Origin of the sequence: Pseudomonas sp. H26/SER47-MNA-CIBAN-0231 (genome assembly GCF_040310465.1) — a bacterium.
Classification (GTDB): domain Bacteria; phylum Pseudomonadota; class Gammaproteobacteria; order Pseudomonadales; family Pseudomonadaceae; genus Aquipseudomonas; species Aquipseudomonas atacamensis.
The window spans coordinates 39,466-54,415 of sequence record NZ_JBEOPW010000017.1 but is presented as its reverse complement, the minus strand read 5'-3'; the positions used below and the strand labels follow the sequence as shown (position 1 = coordinate 54,415).

Sequence of the window (14,950 nt, the reverse complement as noted above, 5' to 3'; positions counted from 1 at the left end):
AGCTATCTAATAGACGCTACCGGACTCAACGCTTGGCGATGATATACACCGCATGCACGATCCCCGGAATGTAGCCGCACAACGTCAGCAGAATGTTCAGCCAGAACGCCCCGCCAAACCCGACCTGCAGAAACACGCCCAGTGGCGGCAACAGAATAGCGATGATGATACGAATGAAATCCATGGGGCAGCTCCTGAATGGGGGTTGGCTCACTTGAGCCATACAAGCTAATCGACCTGCGCCGTTCGTCAGGGTTCAGTGCAATAGCTGCGTCAGGCTCAAGCGAGAATTTTCAACCCATGTTTTTGTACGATGCTCAGTAGTTTGAGCGCCATACCGCTGGGATGTTTGTCACCCGATTCCCATTGCTTGACCGTGGATGCACTGGTGTTGAGATAGCGTGCAAACACCGGCTGGCTGACCTTGTTACGCTCGCGTAGCGCCTTGATCTCCTCAGCCGGGATCGCTAAGGGAACCGATGCCAGACAGGAGTCATCGAATTCTCGCATCGTTGCTTTGTTGATTGCTCCGACAGCAAGCAAGGCCCCGGCTGATTCGTGTATCGATTCAAAGACTTCACTTTTGAATTTCTTACTCATGACATATCTCCACAAACTCCTTCATCGCCAACAAGTCGCTGATCTGCTCTTCGGTCAGTTGCGCATAAACCTTTGCCAATTTACGTAAATCCTTCAATTCTGTTGGCGTGATATTGCTTTGATCCTGCTTGGCGAAAAGCACTTGGTAGATCCAGTAATGTCCACCTTTTGCCAAAACAATCGAACGGTGGCGGTTCGCCTTCAAGCGCTTCTTCCACACGCCTCCGCCAAGATCGTCCGCCTGTCCCTGAAGCATCTGGTGAAACGCCTCCTGCAACTCTTCATCAGTGATCCACGCCCTGCTGGCCTGGAGGGCGAAGCGTTTGGTCTTGAACAACCTCAATGGCATAGGTATCCCTTCCAAAAACATACCACCCAGTGGTACAGATCGCAAAACGGCTTTTTCGGTGATACCGATCAGGCCGTGGCCGCATCCCTTGCTGGCAGTCTCTAAAAGACCATCCACGGTACGATCCCTCAAGCTCTAAATCACGTCTGTAAAACCCGGCCACAAAAAAAACGCCCCACGCCAAAAGAATCAGGCGTGGGGCGTGCGTTATACCGCGAGACGGTTCGGGTAATCGGTTGGGGCTGCTCTGCTCACACGGCAATGCCCTTGCGGCATTGCACTTGGGCGGTGCGCACTCGCGAGAAGGCGCGGCCCAGGCGCAGGAGCATTTCGTCGATGTTGGCTTTGCTGACAGTGAGGGCCGGGGTGAAGCGCAGGCAGTCAGGCTGCGCGGCGTTCAATATCAGGCCTTCGTGAAGTGCGGCATGGACGACGGCGTCGGCGCATTCGTCGGACAGCGTCAACCCGTAAAACAGGCCTTGGCCGCGCAACTCGCCGTGACCGTAGCGGTGCGCCAGTCGCGCCAGGCCTTCGCGCAGGTGCTGGCCGTTGTCGTTGACCTGCTGAAGGAAGCTTCGGTCATGGATGCTGTCGAGCACTACCAGACCGGCCGCCGTGATCAAGGCGTTGCCGTGATGGGTGCCGCTCAGCTCGCCGGTGGCGAAGCAGCAGGCCCTGCCTCGCGCCAGCAAGGCCGCCAGCGGCAAGCCGCCGCCAAGACCTTTGCCGAGCACGACGATATCGGCGCGAATGCCGTAGGACTGTTCGGCAAGCAAGCTGCCGCAGCGGCCCATACCCGTCTGCACTTCGTCGAGAATCAGCAGAATGCCCAGGTCACGGCACAGTCGCTCGACGCCTTTGAGATAGTGCTCGGTCGCAGGAATGACCCCGGCATCGCTCTGGATCGGCTCCAGCATGATCGCCACGGTCTGCGCATCAACCGCCGCATGCAGGGCCGGCAGGTCGTTGAATGGCACTCGATCGACCGTCGCCAGACTGCGGCCATGGCAACCCTGCTCCGCCAAGATAATCCGCGAGGCGCCGCTGCGATGCAGTTGCCCCCATTTGCGCGCCAGTTTGATCGCCGCCTCACAAGCCTCGCTGCCACTGTTGAGCAGATACGCCTGTTCGCTGGACGTGCTGGCGCACAGACGCTCGGCGAGGCTGAGCATGCCGCGATTGTGCAGATTGCAGCCTGGATTGATCAGCGCCTGGGCCTGATTGGCGATGGCTTTGACCAGCGCCGTGGGGCTGTGGCCAAGGCTGTTGGCGCCGCCTGCCTGGGAAAAGTCGAGGTAGGCGCGATCATTGCTGTCCCACAGCCAGGAACCCTGGCCGCGAACGAACACTTGTTGCGGCCGATCGACGCTGGGCATCAGGCGTTGAGCATGGAGGTGGTCGCTCAAGGCGGATGGCCCCGCCTCGAAGGTGAGGTCATCCAGACTCGGCGTCTGGCGCCGCAAACTGAATAGATTCATGCGGAAAAACCTCGCTGGAGGTTTTTTGAACTGCCTATGTAATCACGAACGAAGCAAATGGAATTCGTCACGCTTTCTGGCCCTGCAAGCCTTGTGAATGCGGTTAGACTAGGCGCGCAAACGGCTCCAGGCCATTTCGATTTCACAGCCATTTCGATAAGCGCTACTTATGGATTTCAAACAACTGCGTTATTTCGTCGCGGTCTACGAAGAAGGCCATGTCGGCCGTGCGGCTGAGCGCTTGTCGATCTCGCAACCGGCGCTGTCGCAACAGATCCGTCAGCTGGAGCAGAATCTCGACGTCACCCTGTTCGAACGCAGCAGTAAACGCCTGCTGCCGACCCTCGCTGCGCATACGCTGTACAACCACGCGTTGCCATTGCTTGATGGCTTGCAGCGGGCGCGCGAGGCGTTGGGTAATTTCAAGGGGCAGGCGTTGCGCACGCTGGCCATTGGTGTGCTGCAAACCGTGCACACCAGCCTTGTGCCGCAGATGCTCGAGCGTGTGCGCAAGGCGCAGCCGCATCTTGTGGTGCAGATCTATGAACTGACCGGGCTGGAAATCGAGCGGCGTCTGCTCAATGGTTCGCTGGACATCGGCATCAGCTATCTGCCGCCGCGCCAACCCGGTCTGCACGGGGTGTTGCTGTATGAAGACGAACTGACGCTGGTGATCCCGGCAGACCATCCATTGCGCGAGTTCAAGAAAGTCTCGATGCGCCAGGCTGCTGAGCTGCCCATGTTGCTGCTCGGTGAGGAGTTTCAGATTCGGCAGATCTGGCAGGCACAACTGACCAGCCTCGGTCGACGCCCGCAGGTGCAGGCCGAGCTGAACAATATGTTGGGAATTCTCGACAGCCTGCCGCACACCAGGCTGGCAACGGTGCTACCGGGACGTTCGCAAAAGGAATACGACGATGAAGATCTGCTGTGGAAACCGCTGAGCGAGCCACGGGTGCCGTTGCAAGTTGGCCTGGTGTGCCGTGATGTACAACGCCAGCAGGCCTCGTTGGCATTGCTGCGGACATTGCTTGAAGAGGTGATCGATCGCGAAGTGAAGCCGCCCCTCGATCCGCTTGCCTGAAACTTTTCTTCAGGCAAAAGAAAACCCCGCCGAAGCGGGGCTTTGCAGACTGTTTCCCTGACATCCATTTCACTCCGCCACCCTGGCAGAATCCTACGTGTCCGTGTTGTTTACTTTGCGCTTCCTGCGCGACGTCCATGAAATGTAGATTAGCCGTGGATCCAATATACGGATATGGGAGAACAGCAGCACGTCACGTAAGCAAATGCTTACATGACGTCTGCAGGATCAAAACTGCGCCGCATCCAGCAGGAACAGCGATTCGCTACCGGCCTTGACCGACGCGCTCAACGAGTGGATACGCGGCAGCAAACGGGCGAAATAGAAACGTGCGGTGCCCAGCTTGCTCGCATAGAAATCATCTTGCGCTTCCTTGCCCAGCGAGGCTTTGGCCATCAACGCCCACATGTAGGCGTAAGCGGTGTATCCGAATGCTTGCAAATATTCGACCGAGGCCGCGCCGATTTCGTTCGGATTGTTTTTCGCCCGGTCCAGCAGCCACGCGGTCAGCTCGTCGAGGGTGTCGACGGCATCGTTCAGCGGTTTGGTGAACTCGCCCAGATCGGCGCTGGCGGTTGCGGTGAAATGACGGATCTCGTCAGCGAACAACTGGTAGAACGCGCCGCCACTGCCAACGATCTTGCGCCCGACCAGATCCAGCGCCTGAATGCCGTTGGTGCCTTCGTAGATCTGGGTGATGCGCACGTCACGCACCAGTTGCTCTTGGCCCCACTCGCGGATGTAGCCGTGGCCGCCGAAAATCTGCTGGCCGTGGACGGTGGTTTCCAGACCCAGGTCGGTCAGGAAGGCTTTCGCCACCGGCGTCAGCAACGCCACCAGATCTTCCGCGCGCTTGCGGGTGGTCGCATCTTCGCTGAACTTGGCGGTGTCCAGTTGCATCGCCACGTACGTGGAGAACGCACGGCCGCCTTCGTTCGAGGCTTTCATGGTCAGCAGCATGCGTCGCACGTCCGGGTGGACGATGATCGGGTCAGCGACTTTGTCCTTGTTCTGCGCACCGGTCGGCGAACGGCTCTGCAGACGATCGCGCGCATATTCAACAGCGTTCTGATAAGAGCGCTCGCCGGTGGCCAGGCCTTGAATACCAACACCCAGGCGCTCGTAGTTCATCATGGTGAACATCGCGGCCAGGCCTTTGTTCGGCTCGCCGACCAGATAGCCGACGGCTTCGTCGAAGTTCATCACGCAGGTCGCCGAAGCCTGGATGCCCATCTTGTGCTCGATCGAACCGCAGTTGGCCGGGTTACGCGCACCGAGGCTGCCGTCGGCATTGACCATGAACTTTGGCACCAGGAACAGCGAAATGCCTTTTGGACCGGCCGGCGCGTCCGGCAGCTTGGCCAGTACCAGATGAATGATGTTCTCGGTGAGGTCGTGCTCGCCGCCAGTGATGAAGATCTTGGTGCCGCTGACCTTGTAGGAACCGTCGGCCTGAGGTTCGGCTTTGGTGCGAATGATCCCCAGATCGGTGCCGGCGTGCGGCTCGGTCAGGCACATGGAACCGGCCCAGATGCCGGCGTACATGTTCGGCAGGTACGCAGCTTTGAGTTCTTCGCTGGCATGCGCATTGATCGACAGGCAGGCGCCGGCGGTCAGCATCGGATACAGACCGAACGCCAGGCTGGCGGAGTTGACCATTTCTTCGACCTGCGCCGACACGGCTTTGGGCATGCCCATGCCGCCGTAGGCCGGATCACCGCCGACGCCGACCCAACCGCCTTCAGCATAAGTCTGATAGGCCTGTGGGAAACCGGCCGGCGTGGTGACGGCACCGTCCGCCCAATGGCAACCTTCCTCGTCAGCGGCACGGCTCAGCGGCGCGATGCTTTTGCTGGTGACCTTGCCGGCCTCTTCGAGAATCGCTTCCACGGTTTCGGCATCGACGGTCTCGGCCAGCGCCGGCAGCTCGGCCCAGAGTTTGGCGACTTCGAACACTTCATTGAGGACGAAGCGCATATCGCGCAGCGGCGCTTTGTAGTCAGCCATGGCAAACCTCGCAAGATCTATACAGGTGGTTCGTGGAATGATGTTTTCGTTGAGCCTGAGTGTACCTCAACAACTTTTGCGACACATAGGGTCAGCCGGTGACTGATTTGTTATTTTTGGTCACCGGAAAAAGATCGTAGCGATCTTTCGTTCTGCCTCTACAAAGCAAACGCCTGCGCCGGCAAATTCATCAAACAATCACTGCCTGCCTCGATCGCTGCCTGATGCGCAGCCGTACGCGGCAACAAGCGCTTGAAGTAGAACTCGCACGTCGCCAGTTTGCCCTTGAGGAAATCAGCCTCACCCTCGCCCGCCTCCAGCTGTGCCTGCGCAACCAACGCCATGCGCAGCCACAGGTAGCCCAGGATGATGTAGCCGCTGTACATCAGGTAATCCACCGATGCGGCGCCGACTTCGTCCGGGTTCTTCATGGCGGCCATGCCGACCTTCATGGTCAGGTCGCCCCACTGTTGATTGAGCCCGTTGAGTTGCGCGACGAAGCGGCCCAATTGCGCATGGTCGGCGTTCGCTGCGCAGAACTTGTGGACAATTTTGGTAAAGCCCCGCAGCAGCTTGCCCTGACTGCCCAGCACCTTGCGCCCGAGCAGGTCCAGCGCCTGAATGCCGTTGGTGCCCTCATAGATCGGCGCAATCCGGCAATCGCGCACCAGTTGCTCCATGCCCCACTCGCGAATGAAACCGTGGCCGCCAAACACCTGCATACCGTGGTTGGTCACTTCCAGCCCGGTGTCGGTCATGAACGCCTTGCAGATCGGCGTGAGGAACGCCAACAGGTCTTCGGCCTCCTGACGCGCGTCGGCGTCGCTGCTCAGGTGCGCGACATCGAGCATCTGCGCGGTGAAATAGGTCAGCGCGCGGTTGCCTTCGTTGAAGGCTTTCATGGTCAGCAACATGCGCCGCACATCGGGGTGGACGATGATCGGATCGGCAGGTTTTTCCGGGGCCTTGGCGCCGGTCAGCGCGCGCATCTGCAGGCGGTCATTGGCGTACTTGATCGCACCCTGAAAACTCGCCTCGCCCAGACAAAGCCCTTGCATGCCGGTGCCGAGCCGCGCGTGGTTCATCATGGTGAACATGCAGTTGAGGCCCTTGTTCGGCTCGCCGATCAAGTAACCCGTGGCGGCATCGAAGTTCAGCACGCAGGTGGCTGAAGCCTTGATGCCCATCTTGTGCTCGATCGAGCCGCAGGAAACGCCATTGCGCTCTCCCGCTTCGCCTGCTGCATCGGGCAGGAACTTGGGCACGATAAACAGGGAAATGCCCTTGGTTCCGGCCGGTGCGTCCGGCAGCTTGGCCAGGACCAGATGGATGATGTTGTCGCTCAGGTCATGCTCGCCGGCGGAAATGAAAATCTTGCTGCCGGTGATCGCGTAGCTGCCGTCGGCCCGTGGCACCGCGCGGGTCTTGATGATGCCCAGATCGGTGCCGCAGTGGGCTTCGGTCAGGCACATGGTGCCGGTCCACTGGCCAGCGGTGAGTTTGCTCAGGTAGGTGTCTTTCTGCTCGGCGGTACCGTGGGCGTGGATCGCCGACATCGCGCCGTGGGTCAGGCCGGGGTACATGCCCCAGGACGTGTTGCTGGAGCCGACCATCTCGCTGATCACCAGCCCCAGCGAACTCGGCAACCCCTGGCCACCGTAAGCCGGATCGGCCGCCAATCCATGCCAGCCGCCCTCGACATATTGTGCGAAGGCCTGCTTGAAGCCTGTAGGCGTTGTCACCACGCCGTTGTCGAAATGGCAGCCCTCTTCGTCGCCGCTGCGATTGAGCGGTGCCAGAACGTTCTCGCAGAACTTCGCGCCTTCTTCGAGGATCGCGCTGATCATGTCCGGGCTGGCGTCATGCGCGCCGAGAGCGGCGTAGTTGGTATGGAAGTCGAAGACGTGATCGATCAGAAAGCGCATGTCGCGCAGGGGAGCTTTGTACTCGGGCATGGTGGCTTCTCCGTCAGCAGATTCCTCCAACCTACTGCTGGCCACCACGCGCGGCAATCATCGTGCAGGCGCTGAATGCGCCGTCATCACTCAACCCGCAGCAGCGTCCATGCGCACCGCGCCACGGCGGTTCTGCCCGAATGCCATGACGCAGTTACGTCCGGCGCCCTTGGCGCTGTACAACGCCTGGTCGGCGGACTTGAGCACTTCTTCAGGGGTGCGCTGCTCGACACGTTCGGCGACGCCGATACTCACCGTCACCGACACCGCCGAAGCCCCGGAACCGCTACGGCGCTGGCGACCTTGCTGATCATCCTGCGGGCGGTTTTCCTGGTTGCGTAGCTGAATGCTGTAGGAGGCGATCGATTCGCGGATTACTTCCAGGTGCGGCATGCACTCCTCAAGGGTCTTGCCTGCGAACACCAAGGCAAATTCCTCACCGCCGTAGCGATACGCCCTACCGCCACCGCTGATTTTCGACAGTTTGCTGGCGACCAGCCGCAGCACCTGATCACCGACATCGTGGCCGTGGGTGTCGTTGAATTTCTTGAAGTGATCGACGTCGCTCATCGCCAGCACATAGTTGCGCCCCAGGCGCTGCATACGTTCGTTGAGCGCACGTCGTCCCGGCAGACCGGTGAGCTCGTCGCGGAAGGCCATTTGATAGGCCTCATGCGCAACCGCCGCGGCGATCATCAGCATCACCTGGCTGCACATGATGTTCAGGGTGAACGGCAGAATGAAGGTCTTCGGCAGCATCCAGAACACCCCGAGCAAGCCGACCAGTTGCGCCGCGTGCAACGGACGCGGGTTGCGCCAGTATTGCCAGGCCAGGAGCAGGAAGGCCGAGATGAACACCGGATAGGACAACTGGATCAGACTCATCCACGCGCCGTGCAGCGCCGGCCAGCGGATCTCCGACAACCACAGCAGCAGCGCCTGTGGGTAACTTTGCTCCAGTCCCAGCGCCACGCTGCCAAATGCCAGCAGCACGGCAAAGCGCGCGACCATGTCCTGAAACAGATGGGTACGTTCCTGCCATGCGGCGAATAATCCGAACAACAACGGCAGCAGCAGGCAGACCAGATGAAACACCACCGCAGCGTCTTCGCGGACCTTGCCGTTGTCGCGGTAAAAGTCGGTCTGGGTGTCCAGCAGAAAGTAGGCGATGTACACCGTGAGCATCAGAAACAGTTCGCGCTGACGTCGGTACACCGCGCAATACGCGCCACCGAGGAGCAGAACCAATGTCGGCAGGACGTTGAACAGCGATGTGAAGAATACGCTGAGGTCTTTGACGTACGCAGCCGCCAGCCCCGCAAGCAATAACAGCAGTGATGGCAGGAAATGGCTGAAACGCACAGCGGAAGAACGCGGCAAGGGTAAGCTCCGACCCGTCATAGCAAAGAGATGGCATTGTGCCTGCAAAGTGCGGCCAAGCCCATACAATGTGATCCACATCACACACGGTCTCTGTAACGGCCGGAAGCTCGACTATCTGAGCGATCCGCAAACAAAAAAACCGCTGCCCCCTAACGGGAGCAGCGGTTTTCGTCAGACTGCGTTAAGGCTTAGTAGCCCAGCGCGAAGTCTTCTTCCTTCATGTCCATCAGGTTGCCAGCACCCGACAGCATAGTGGCCACGTGCGTACGGGTACGCGGCAGGATGCGCTGGAAGTAGAAGCGCGCGGTTTGCAGCTTGGCGGTGTAGAACGCCTCGTCGCTAGTGCCGGCAGCCAGTTTTTCCGCAGCCAGACGCGCCATGTCCGCCCAGAAGTAGGCCAGGCAGGCATAACCGGAGTACATCAGGTAGTCCACGGAGGCCGCGCCGACTTCTTCGCGATCTTTCATGGCGGCCATACCGACCTTCATGGTCAGCTCGCCCCATTCCTTGTTCAGTGCAGCCAGCGGCGCGACGAATTCCTGGACGGCTTCGTTGCCTTCGTTGGTCTGGCAGAACTTGTGGACGATCTTGGTGAAGCCTTTCAAAGCTTCGCCTTGAGTCATCAGCACTTTGCGGCCGAGCAGGTCGAGGGCCTGGATGCCGGTGGTGCCTTCGTACAGCATCGAAATGCGGCTGTCGCGAACGTTCTGCTCCATGCCCCACTCGGCGATGAAGCCGTGGCCGCCGTAGATCTGCACGCCGTGGTTGGCGGCTTCGAAACCGACTTCGGTCATGAACGCTTTGGCGATCGGGGTCATGAACGCCAGCAGTGCGTCGGCCTTCTTCTTCTCTTCTTCATCGACGCCGTATTTGACGATGTCGACTTGCTTGGCGGTGAAGTAGACCATCGCGCGGTTGCCTTCGGCGAACGCCTTCATGGTCAACAGCATGCGGCGCACGTCAGGGTGGACGATGATCGGGTCAGCGGCTTTGTCCGGCGCTTTCGGGCCAGTCAGCGAGCGCATTTGCAGGCGATCACGAGCGTATTTCAGACCGCCCTGGAAGCCGATTTCGGCGTGAGCCAGACCTTGCAGTGCGGTACCGAGGCGAGCGGTGTTCATAAAGGTGAACATGCAGTTCAGACCTTTGTTCGCCGGGCCGATCAGGTAACCGGTGGCGCCGTCGAAGTTCATCACGCAAGTGGCGTTGCCGTGGATGCCCATCTTGTGTTCCAGCGAACCGCAGCTCACTGCGTTGCGCGCGCCAATGGTGCCATCGGCGTTTGGCAGGAACTTTGGAACGATGAACAGCGAGATGCCTTTGGTGCCAGCCGGTGCATCGGGCAGACGCGCCAGTACGATGTGGACGATGTTGTCGGCCATGTCGTGCTCGCCGGCCGAGATGAAGATCTTGGTGCCGGAGACTTTGTAGGAACCGTCGGCCTGAGGCTCGGCCTTGGTACGCAGCATGCCCAGGTCGGTGCCGCAGTGCGGTTCGGTCAGGCACATGGTGCCGGTCCATTCGCCGGAGACCAGTTTGGTCAGATAGGCTTCCTGCTGCTCAGGGGTGCCGTGCTCGGAGATGGTGTTCATCGCACCGTGCGACAGGCCTGGGTACATGCCCCACGACCAGTTGGCTTCGCCGACCATTTCGCTTACCGCCAGGCCAAGCGACTCAGGCAGACCCTGACCGCCGTGCTCAACGTCGTGGGCCAGGCTTGGCCAGCCGCCTTCGACGAATTGCTTGTACGCCTCTTTGAAGCCAGTCGGGGTTTTCACGCCGGACTCGCTCCAGGTGCAGCCTTCGATGTCGCCCACGCGGTTCAGCGGCGCCAGTACCTGCTCACAAAACTTGGCGCCTTCCTCGAGGATGGCGTCAACCATGTCCGGCGTGGCGTCTGCGCACGCTGGCAGGCTCTGATAGTGCGCTTCGTAGCCGAGCAGTTCGTCACGAACGAAGCGAATATCACGCAAGGGGGCCTTGTAGTCAGGCATAGCGATAAACCTCTGCTGATGTAACCGGGAATGAACGACCGTGTTGAGTTGTTGTGACGGTCAAACAGTTGTTTGAAACATACGTTTACGCCGAAATCTTGTCAAGCGTCGATCTTTTGCCGTTCGTCATCACGTTCTCCAAATGCCGGAAACGAGAAATCGCCGCGACTTCACGCAAGCCTCGGGCGTTGTAAAAAGATTAGTTGAGCAAGAAGGACTTAAACGAAAAACGCCGCGACAAGGCGCGGCGTTTCGGGGTCTACAACAAATTCGATCAGGCGAAGGTATCGATGATCGTCCCGAGCACTTCGTCGGACGCCTTGGCCACCTTCACACCCAGCTCTGCCTGGATCTTGCCCTGCGACAGCTCGACGATATTGCTCGCCAGATCCGATTCTTGTGCGCGATCCACGCCGCGCAGGCGATTGACCTGCACTTCGGACGACTGGCTGGTCACCGAACGTTCGATAGTGTTGTTGGCGATCTGGCTGGCGGCCTGATCGACGCGGTTCTGCCCGGACTGAATCGAGCTCAGTCCCGCATAAAAAGCTGTGTTGCCGGAGATTTCCATAGTCACTCTCATCCCTGCAAAGGATCAATGCTCGCCATTGAAGCAGACGCGCCAGCAAAACACCCGTCAAAAACACTAATGGCACAGTGCCTGTTCATAGCGAGAAACTTAATCGAGCAAATCCAGTTGCAAATGCTCGGCCACCGCTTCGGCGCTCAACGCCTTGAGTTTCGGCACCCGGCCCAGGCACGGCGCGGGAATGCGCTCGGCCAGGGTCGCAAGGTTTTCCTCCAGCCGCGAAGTTTTCGGATCGATAATATTGGCCACCCATCCCGCCAATTGCAGACCGTCGCGGGCAATCGCCTCGGCGGTCAGCAACGCATGACTGATGCACCCCAGCCTCACGCCCACCACCAGAATCACCGGCAGCTTCAGCGCAATCGCCAGGTCCGAGAGATTGTCCTGATCCGCCAACGGCACCCGCCAGCCGCCCGCGCCTTCGATCAGGGTGAAATCGGCGTTCAACGCCAGAATCCCGCGCATCGGCGCCAGCAGCGATTGCACCGTCAACGCCACACCCGCTTCGCGCGCCGCGAGATGGGGAGCTATCGCTGGCTCGAACGCCACCGGGTTGACCTGTTGATAAGTCAGCGGCAACGAACATTCGGCCAGCAGCGCCAGGGCGTCGGAATTACGCAAGCCCTTGGGCGTGACGTCGCACCCGGAAGCCACCGGTTTGCCCGCCGCCGTGCTCAAGCCTGCCGACCGCGCCGCATGGAGCAATCCGGCAGCAACCGTGGTCTTGCCGACATCGGTGTCGGTACCGGTGATGAAATAGGCTGCGCTCATAGAGGTTTCTCCAACACGGCGTACACCACCTGATACGTTGCCGGCAGCCCCGACGCCTGACGGAACCGCTCATACGCGTCGATCAGCCCGAGAATCCGCGCCCGTCCGGTCAAACCGCCCGGCCGGCCCGGATTCAGATTGTGTGCGCCCAATGCCTTCAGCTCATGGGTCAGGCTGCGCACATCCGGGTAATGCAACACGTGCGGCTGATTCTGCAGCGCCAAAATGCGCATGCCACTGCCGGCACATAACTGTTCATAGCGGGCGAACTCGCGGAAGCGATTGACGTGCACCAGCCCGTCGACCTGCTGCCAACTCTCACGCAACTCGAACAACGTTCCTGTACATAGACTAGCAAAGGCAAAAATCCCGCCCGGTTTAAGCACGCGCAAGGCTTCGCTGAGCACCGCCTCGAAGTCGGCGCACCACTGCACCGCGAGACTGGAGAAAATCAGATCGACGCTCGCATCCTGCAACGGCAGCCGTTCGGCATCGCCAGCAATGAAATGCTCAGCGCCACCCAACGGCCGTGCGTGATTGAGCATGCCCTCGGCGATATCCAGCGCAACACCGCTGCCCTGGGTGAAACGCGAGGCCAGCGCCCGGGTGAAATAGCCGGTGCCGCAACCGAGATCGAGCCACCGCGACGGCATGAAACTCCCAGGCAAACGCTCAAGCAACTGCGTGCCGACGTCACGCTGAAACTCGGCGACGCTGTCGTAACTGGCCGCAGCACGGGAAAAAGACGCCGCCACCTGGCGCTTGTCGGGCAAGCCCCCAGGCAGCACAAGGGACAGATCAGTCATCAGCGCACTCATGTAGAAACGCCTGGATCGCGCCCGCGACTCCGTGCGGGTCTTCCAGCAGAAAAGCATGGCTGGCCTGTTCGATCAGACCAATTTCGATATCCGGCAATAGCGCGAACAATGCGCCGGCTGCTTCCGCCGGGACCAGAGCGTCCTGACCGCCGAACAGATGCAACTGCGGGCCGCGAAACCCCTGCAACGCCTGGCGCGTATCCAGTTGCGCAAGCAGCTCCAGACCCGCCATCAGCGCAGTCGGCGCGGCTGCCGGCGCACCACCGAGCAGCAACCGCGACAAGCCACGCGGGTCTGGCGAACCTTGCGCACATAACAAAGCGAAGCGCTTGAGCGTGACACGCGGATCGGCCTGGCAACCGGCAAGAAATGCATCGAACGTCTCGCCGGGCATCGCGCTCGGCCACTGTTCATGAGCAACAAACGCAGGGTTGCTTGCCAGCGTGAGCAGCCCGCAGCACGCCTCACCGCGTCGTGCCGCCAACTCAGAGGCGAGCATGCCGCCCAGCGACCAGCCACCGAGCCACACTTCCTGTGGAATGCGCGCATCGAGTTCGTCGAGCCAGTCTTCAAGGTCAGCGGAGTCCAGCTCCGGCAGGGGCTCGATTTCGACCTGCAGATGTTCGTTGAGGCCACGCAATGCTGCGGCCAGCGGTTCCAGCGGCGACACGCCGAGGCCCCAGCCGGGCAGCAGGATCAGACGATTACGCATGGCCTGGCTCCAATGACAATCGGGCGAAACAATCTGCCAATCCTTCCAGCAACTGTTGCACTTGAGCTTCGCTGTGGGCGGCGGTCAGCGTGACGCGCAGTCGCGCGCTGCCGGCCGGCACGGTCGGTGGACGGATCGCGGTCACCATCAAGCAGCGCTCGCGCAGCATTTGCGACAACCGCACGGCGCGCCCGGCATCGCCGATCATGATCGGCTGGATCGGCGTAAAGCTGTCCATCAGCTTCAGCCCGATCTGCTCGGCGCCGTGGCGGAACTGGCGAATCAGCGTCTGCAAGTGTTCACGGCGCCAGTGTTCGCTGCGCAGCAGCTCGAGGCTTTTCAGCGTCGCGCAGGCCAGCGCCGGTGGTTGGCTGGTGGTGTAGATATACGGGCGGGCGAACTGGATCAGGCTTTCGATCAACTCCTCGCTGCCGGCGACAAAGGCCCCGGCGGTGCCGAAGGCTTTACCGAGAGTGCCGACCAGCACCGGCACATCGTCCTGGCTCAAGCCGAAATGCTCGACGATGCCGCCACCGTTGGCGCCCAACGGACCGAAGCCGTGGGCATCGTCGACCATCAGCCACGCGCCTTTGGCCTTGGCCGCGCGGGCCAGCGCCGGCAGGTCGGCGATGTCACCGTCCATGCTGAATACGCCATCGGTCACCACCAGTGTGTTGCCAGTGGCTTTCTCCAGGCGCTTTGCCAGACTCTCGGCGTCGTTGTGCAGATAGCGGTTGAAACGCGCGCCGGACAACAGGCCCGCGTCCAGCAACGAGGCATGATTGAGCCGGTCTTCGAGCACCGTATCGCCCTGCCCGACCAGCGCGGTGACCGCGCCGAGGTTGGCCATGTAGCCGGTGGTGAACAGCAGTGCACGTGGGCGCCCGGTCAGATCGGCGAGTGCTTCTTCCAGCGCGTGATGCGGGCTGCTGTGGCCGATCACCAGATGCGACGCACCACCGCCGACACCCCAGCGCTCGGCACCGGCGCGCCAGGCTTCGATCACCTGCGGATGATTGGCCAGGCCCAGATAGTCGTTGTTGCAGAAAGCGAGCAGCGGTTGGCCGTCGACCACGACTTGCGGGCCTTGCGGCGAGTCGAGCAGCGGACGCTGCCGGTAGAGGTGGTCGGCACGGCGGGCAACAAGGCGTGCGGCGAGATCGAATGACATGCAGGCCTCGATTTTCAAATGACACAGATCCCCTGTGGG

Annotated in this window: 14 protein-coding genes; 1 reads left to right on the top strand and 13 read right to left on the bottom strand. The window is 60.6% G+C overall.

The window, feature by feature from the left end; genetic code table 11:
* Nucleotides 1-25: 25 nt before the first annotated feature.
* The 4 genes from AAEZ10_RS21830 to AAEZ10_RS21815 all read right to left on the bottom strand — a co-directional run bounded on the left by AAEZ10_RS21830 (nucleotide 26) and on the right by AAEZ10_RS21815 (nucleotide 2,427).
* Nucleotides 26-184 (bottom strand): YqaE/Pmp3 family membrane protein, encoded by a 159-nt coding sequence (locus tag AAEZ10_RS21830; protein ID WP_003228885.1) that lies wholly within the window; start codon nucleotides 182-184, stop codon nucleotides 26-28.
* A 95-nt stretch (nucleotides 185-279) separates the two neighbouring features.
* A complete protein-coding gene (locus AAEZ10_RS21825; RefSeq protein WP_039757682.1) occupies nucleotides 280-600 on the bottom strand; it encodes a helix-turn-helix domain-containing protein in 321 nt (106 codons plus the stop codon).
* Entirely contained in the window at nucleotides 593-949 is a 357-nt protein-coding gene (locus AAEZ10_RS21820; protein ID WP_039757680.1) for a type II toxin-antitoxin system RelE/ParE family toxin, read from the bottom strand. The genes AAEZ10_RS21825 and AAEZ10_RS21820 overlap by 8 nt, the downstream gene beginning before the upstream one ends.
* 251 nt (nucleotides 950-1,200) lie before the next feature.
* Nucleotides 1,201-2,427, bottom strand: coding sequence for an aspartate aminotransferase family protein (locus AAEZ10_RS21815; RefSeq protein WP_350570967.1), 1,227 nt, complete (start codon nucleotides 2,425-2,427; stop codon nucleotides 1,201-1,203).
* A 169-nt stretch (nucleotides 2,428-2,596) separates the two neighbouring features.
* On the opposite strand from AAEZ10_RS21815, the gene AAEZ10_RS21810 reads away from it, so the two are divergent.
* A complete protein-coding gene (locus AAEZ10_RS21810; RefSeq protein ID WP_024014561.1) occupies nucleotides 2,597-3,511 on the top strand; it encodes a LysR family transcriptional regulator in 915 nt (304 codons plus the stop codon).
* Nucleotides 3,512-3,739: 228 nt separating this feature from the next.
* Here the strand turns inward: AAEZ10_RS21810 and AAEZ10_RS21805 are convergent, their stop codons facing one another.
* The 9 genes from AAEZ10_RS21805 to bioF form a co-directional block, all read right to left on the bottom strand.
* On the bottom strand, nucleotides 3,740-5,518 hold the full coding sequence (locus tag AAEZ10_RS21805) for an acyl-CoA dehydrogenase C-terminal domain-containing protein (protein ID WP_016772869.1): 1,779 nt from the start codon (nucleotides 5,516-5,518) through the stop codon (nucleotides 3,740-3,742).
* Between the two features lie 158 nt (nucleotides 5,519-5,676).
* Nucleotides 5,677-7,473 (bottom strand): acyl-CoA dehydrogenase C-terminal domain-containing protein, encoded by a 1,797-nt coding sequence (locus AAEZ10_RS21800; RefSeq protein ID WP_350570964.1) that lies wholly within the window; start codon nucleotides 7,471-7,473, stop codon nucleotides 5,677-5,679.
* A gap of 90 nt (nucleotides 7,474-7,563) precedes the next feature.
* Entirely contained in the window at nucleotides 7,564-8,853 is a 1,290-nt protein-coding gene (locus AAEZ10_RS21795; protein ID WP_039757672.1) for a GGDEF domain-containing protein, read from the bottom strand.
* Between the two features lie 191 nt (nucleotides 8,854-9,044).
* Entirely contained in the window at nucleotides 9,045-10,850 is a 1,806-nt protein-coding gene (locus AAEZ10_RS21790; protein WP_024014564.1) for a phenylacyl-CoA dehydrogenase, read from the bottom strand.
* A 274-nt stretch (nucleotides 10,851-11,124) separates the two neighbouring features.
* The gene (locus AAEZ10_RS21785; protein WP_016772865.1) at nucleotides 11,125-11,421 is read right to left on the bottom strand and encodes a hypothetical protein; all 297 of its coding nucleotides are present in this window, start codon (nucleotides 11,419-11,421) and stop codon (nucleotides 11,125-11,127) included.
* Between the two features lie 108 nt (nucleotides 11,422-11,529).
* Nucleotides 11,530-12,210 carry a dethiobiotin synthase gene (gene bioD, locus AAEZ10_RS21780; protein WP_350570961.1) on the bottom strand — a complete coding sequence of 227 codons (681 nt, stop codon included), beginning with the start codon at nucleotides 12,208-12,210 and terminating at the stop codon, nucleotides 11,530-11,532.
* A complete protein-coding gene (gene bioC / locus AAEZ10_RS21775; RefSeq protein WP_243242392.1) occupies nucleotides 12,207-13,016 on the bottom strand; it encodes a malonyl-ACP O-methyltransferase BioC in 810 nt (269 codons plus the stop codon). Before bioC ends, bioD begins: the two co-directional genes overlap by 4 nt.
* Entirely contained in the window at nucleotides 13,009-13,740 is a 732-nt protein-coding gene (locus tag AAEZ10_RS21770) for an alpha/beta fold hydrolase (protein ID WP_122748142.1), read from the bottom strand. The genes bioC and AAEZ10_RS21770 overlap by 8 nt, the downstream gene beginning before the upstream one ends.
* Complete coding sequence (bioF, locus tag AAEZ10_RS21765; protein ID WP_350570958.1) at nucleotides 13,733-14,911, bottom strand: 8-amino-7-oxononanoate synthase; 1,179 nt, start codon at nucleotides 14,909-14,911, stop codon at nucleotides 13,733-13,735. Before bioF ends, AAEZ10_RS21770 begins: the two co-directional genes overlap by 8 nt.
* Nucleotides 14,912-14,950 lie beyond the last annotated feature (39 nt).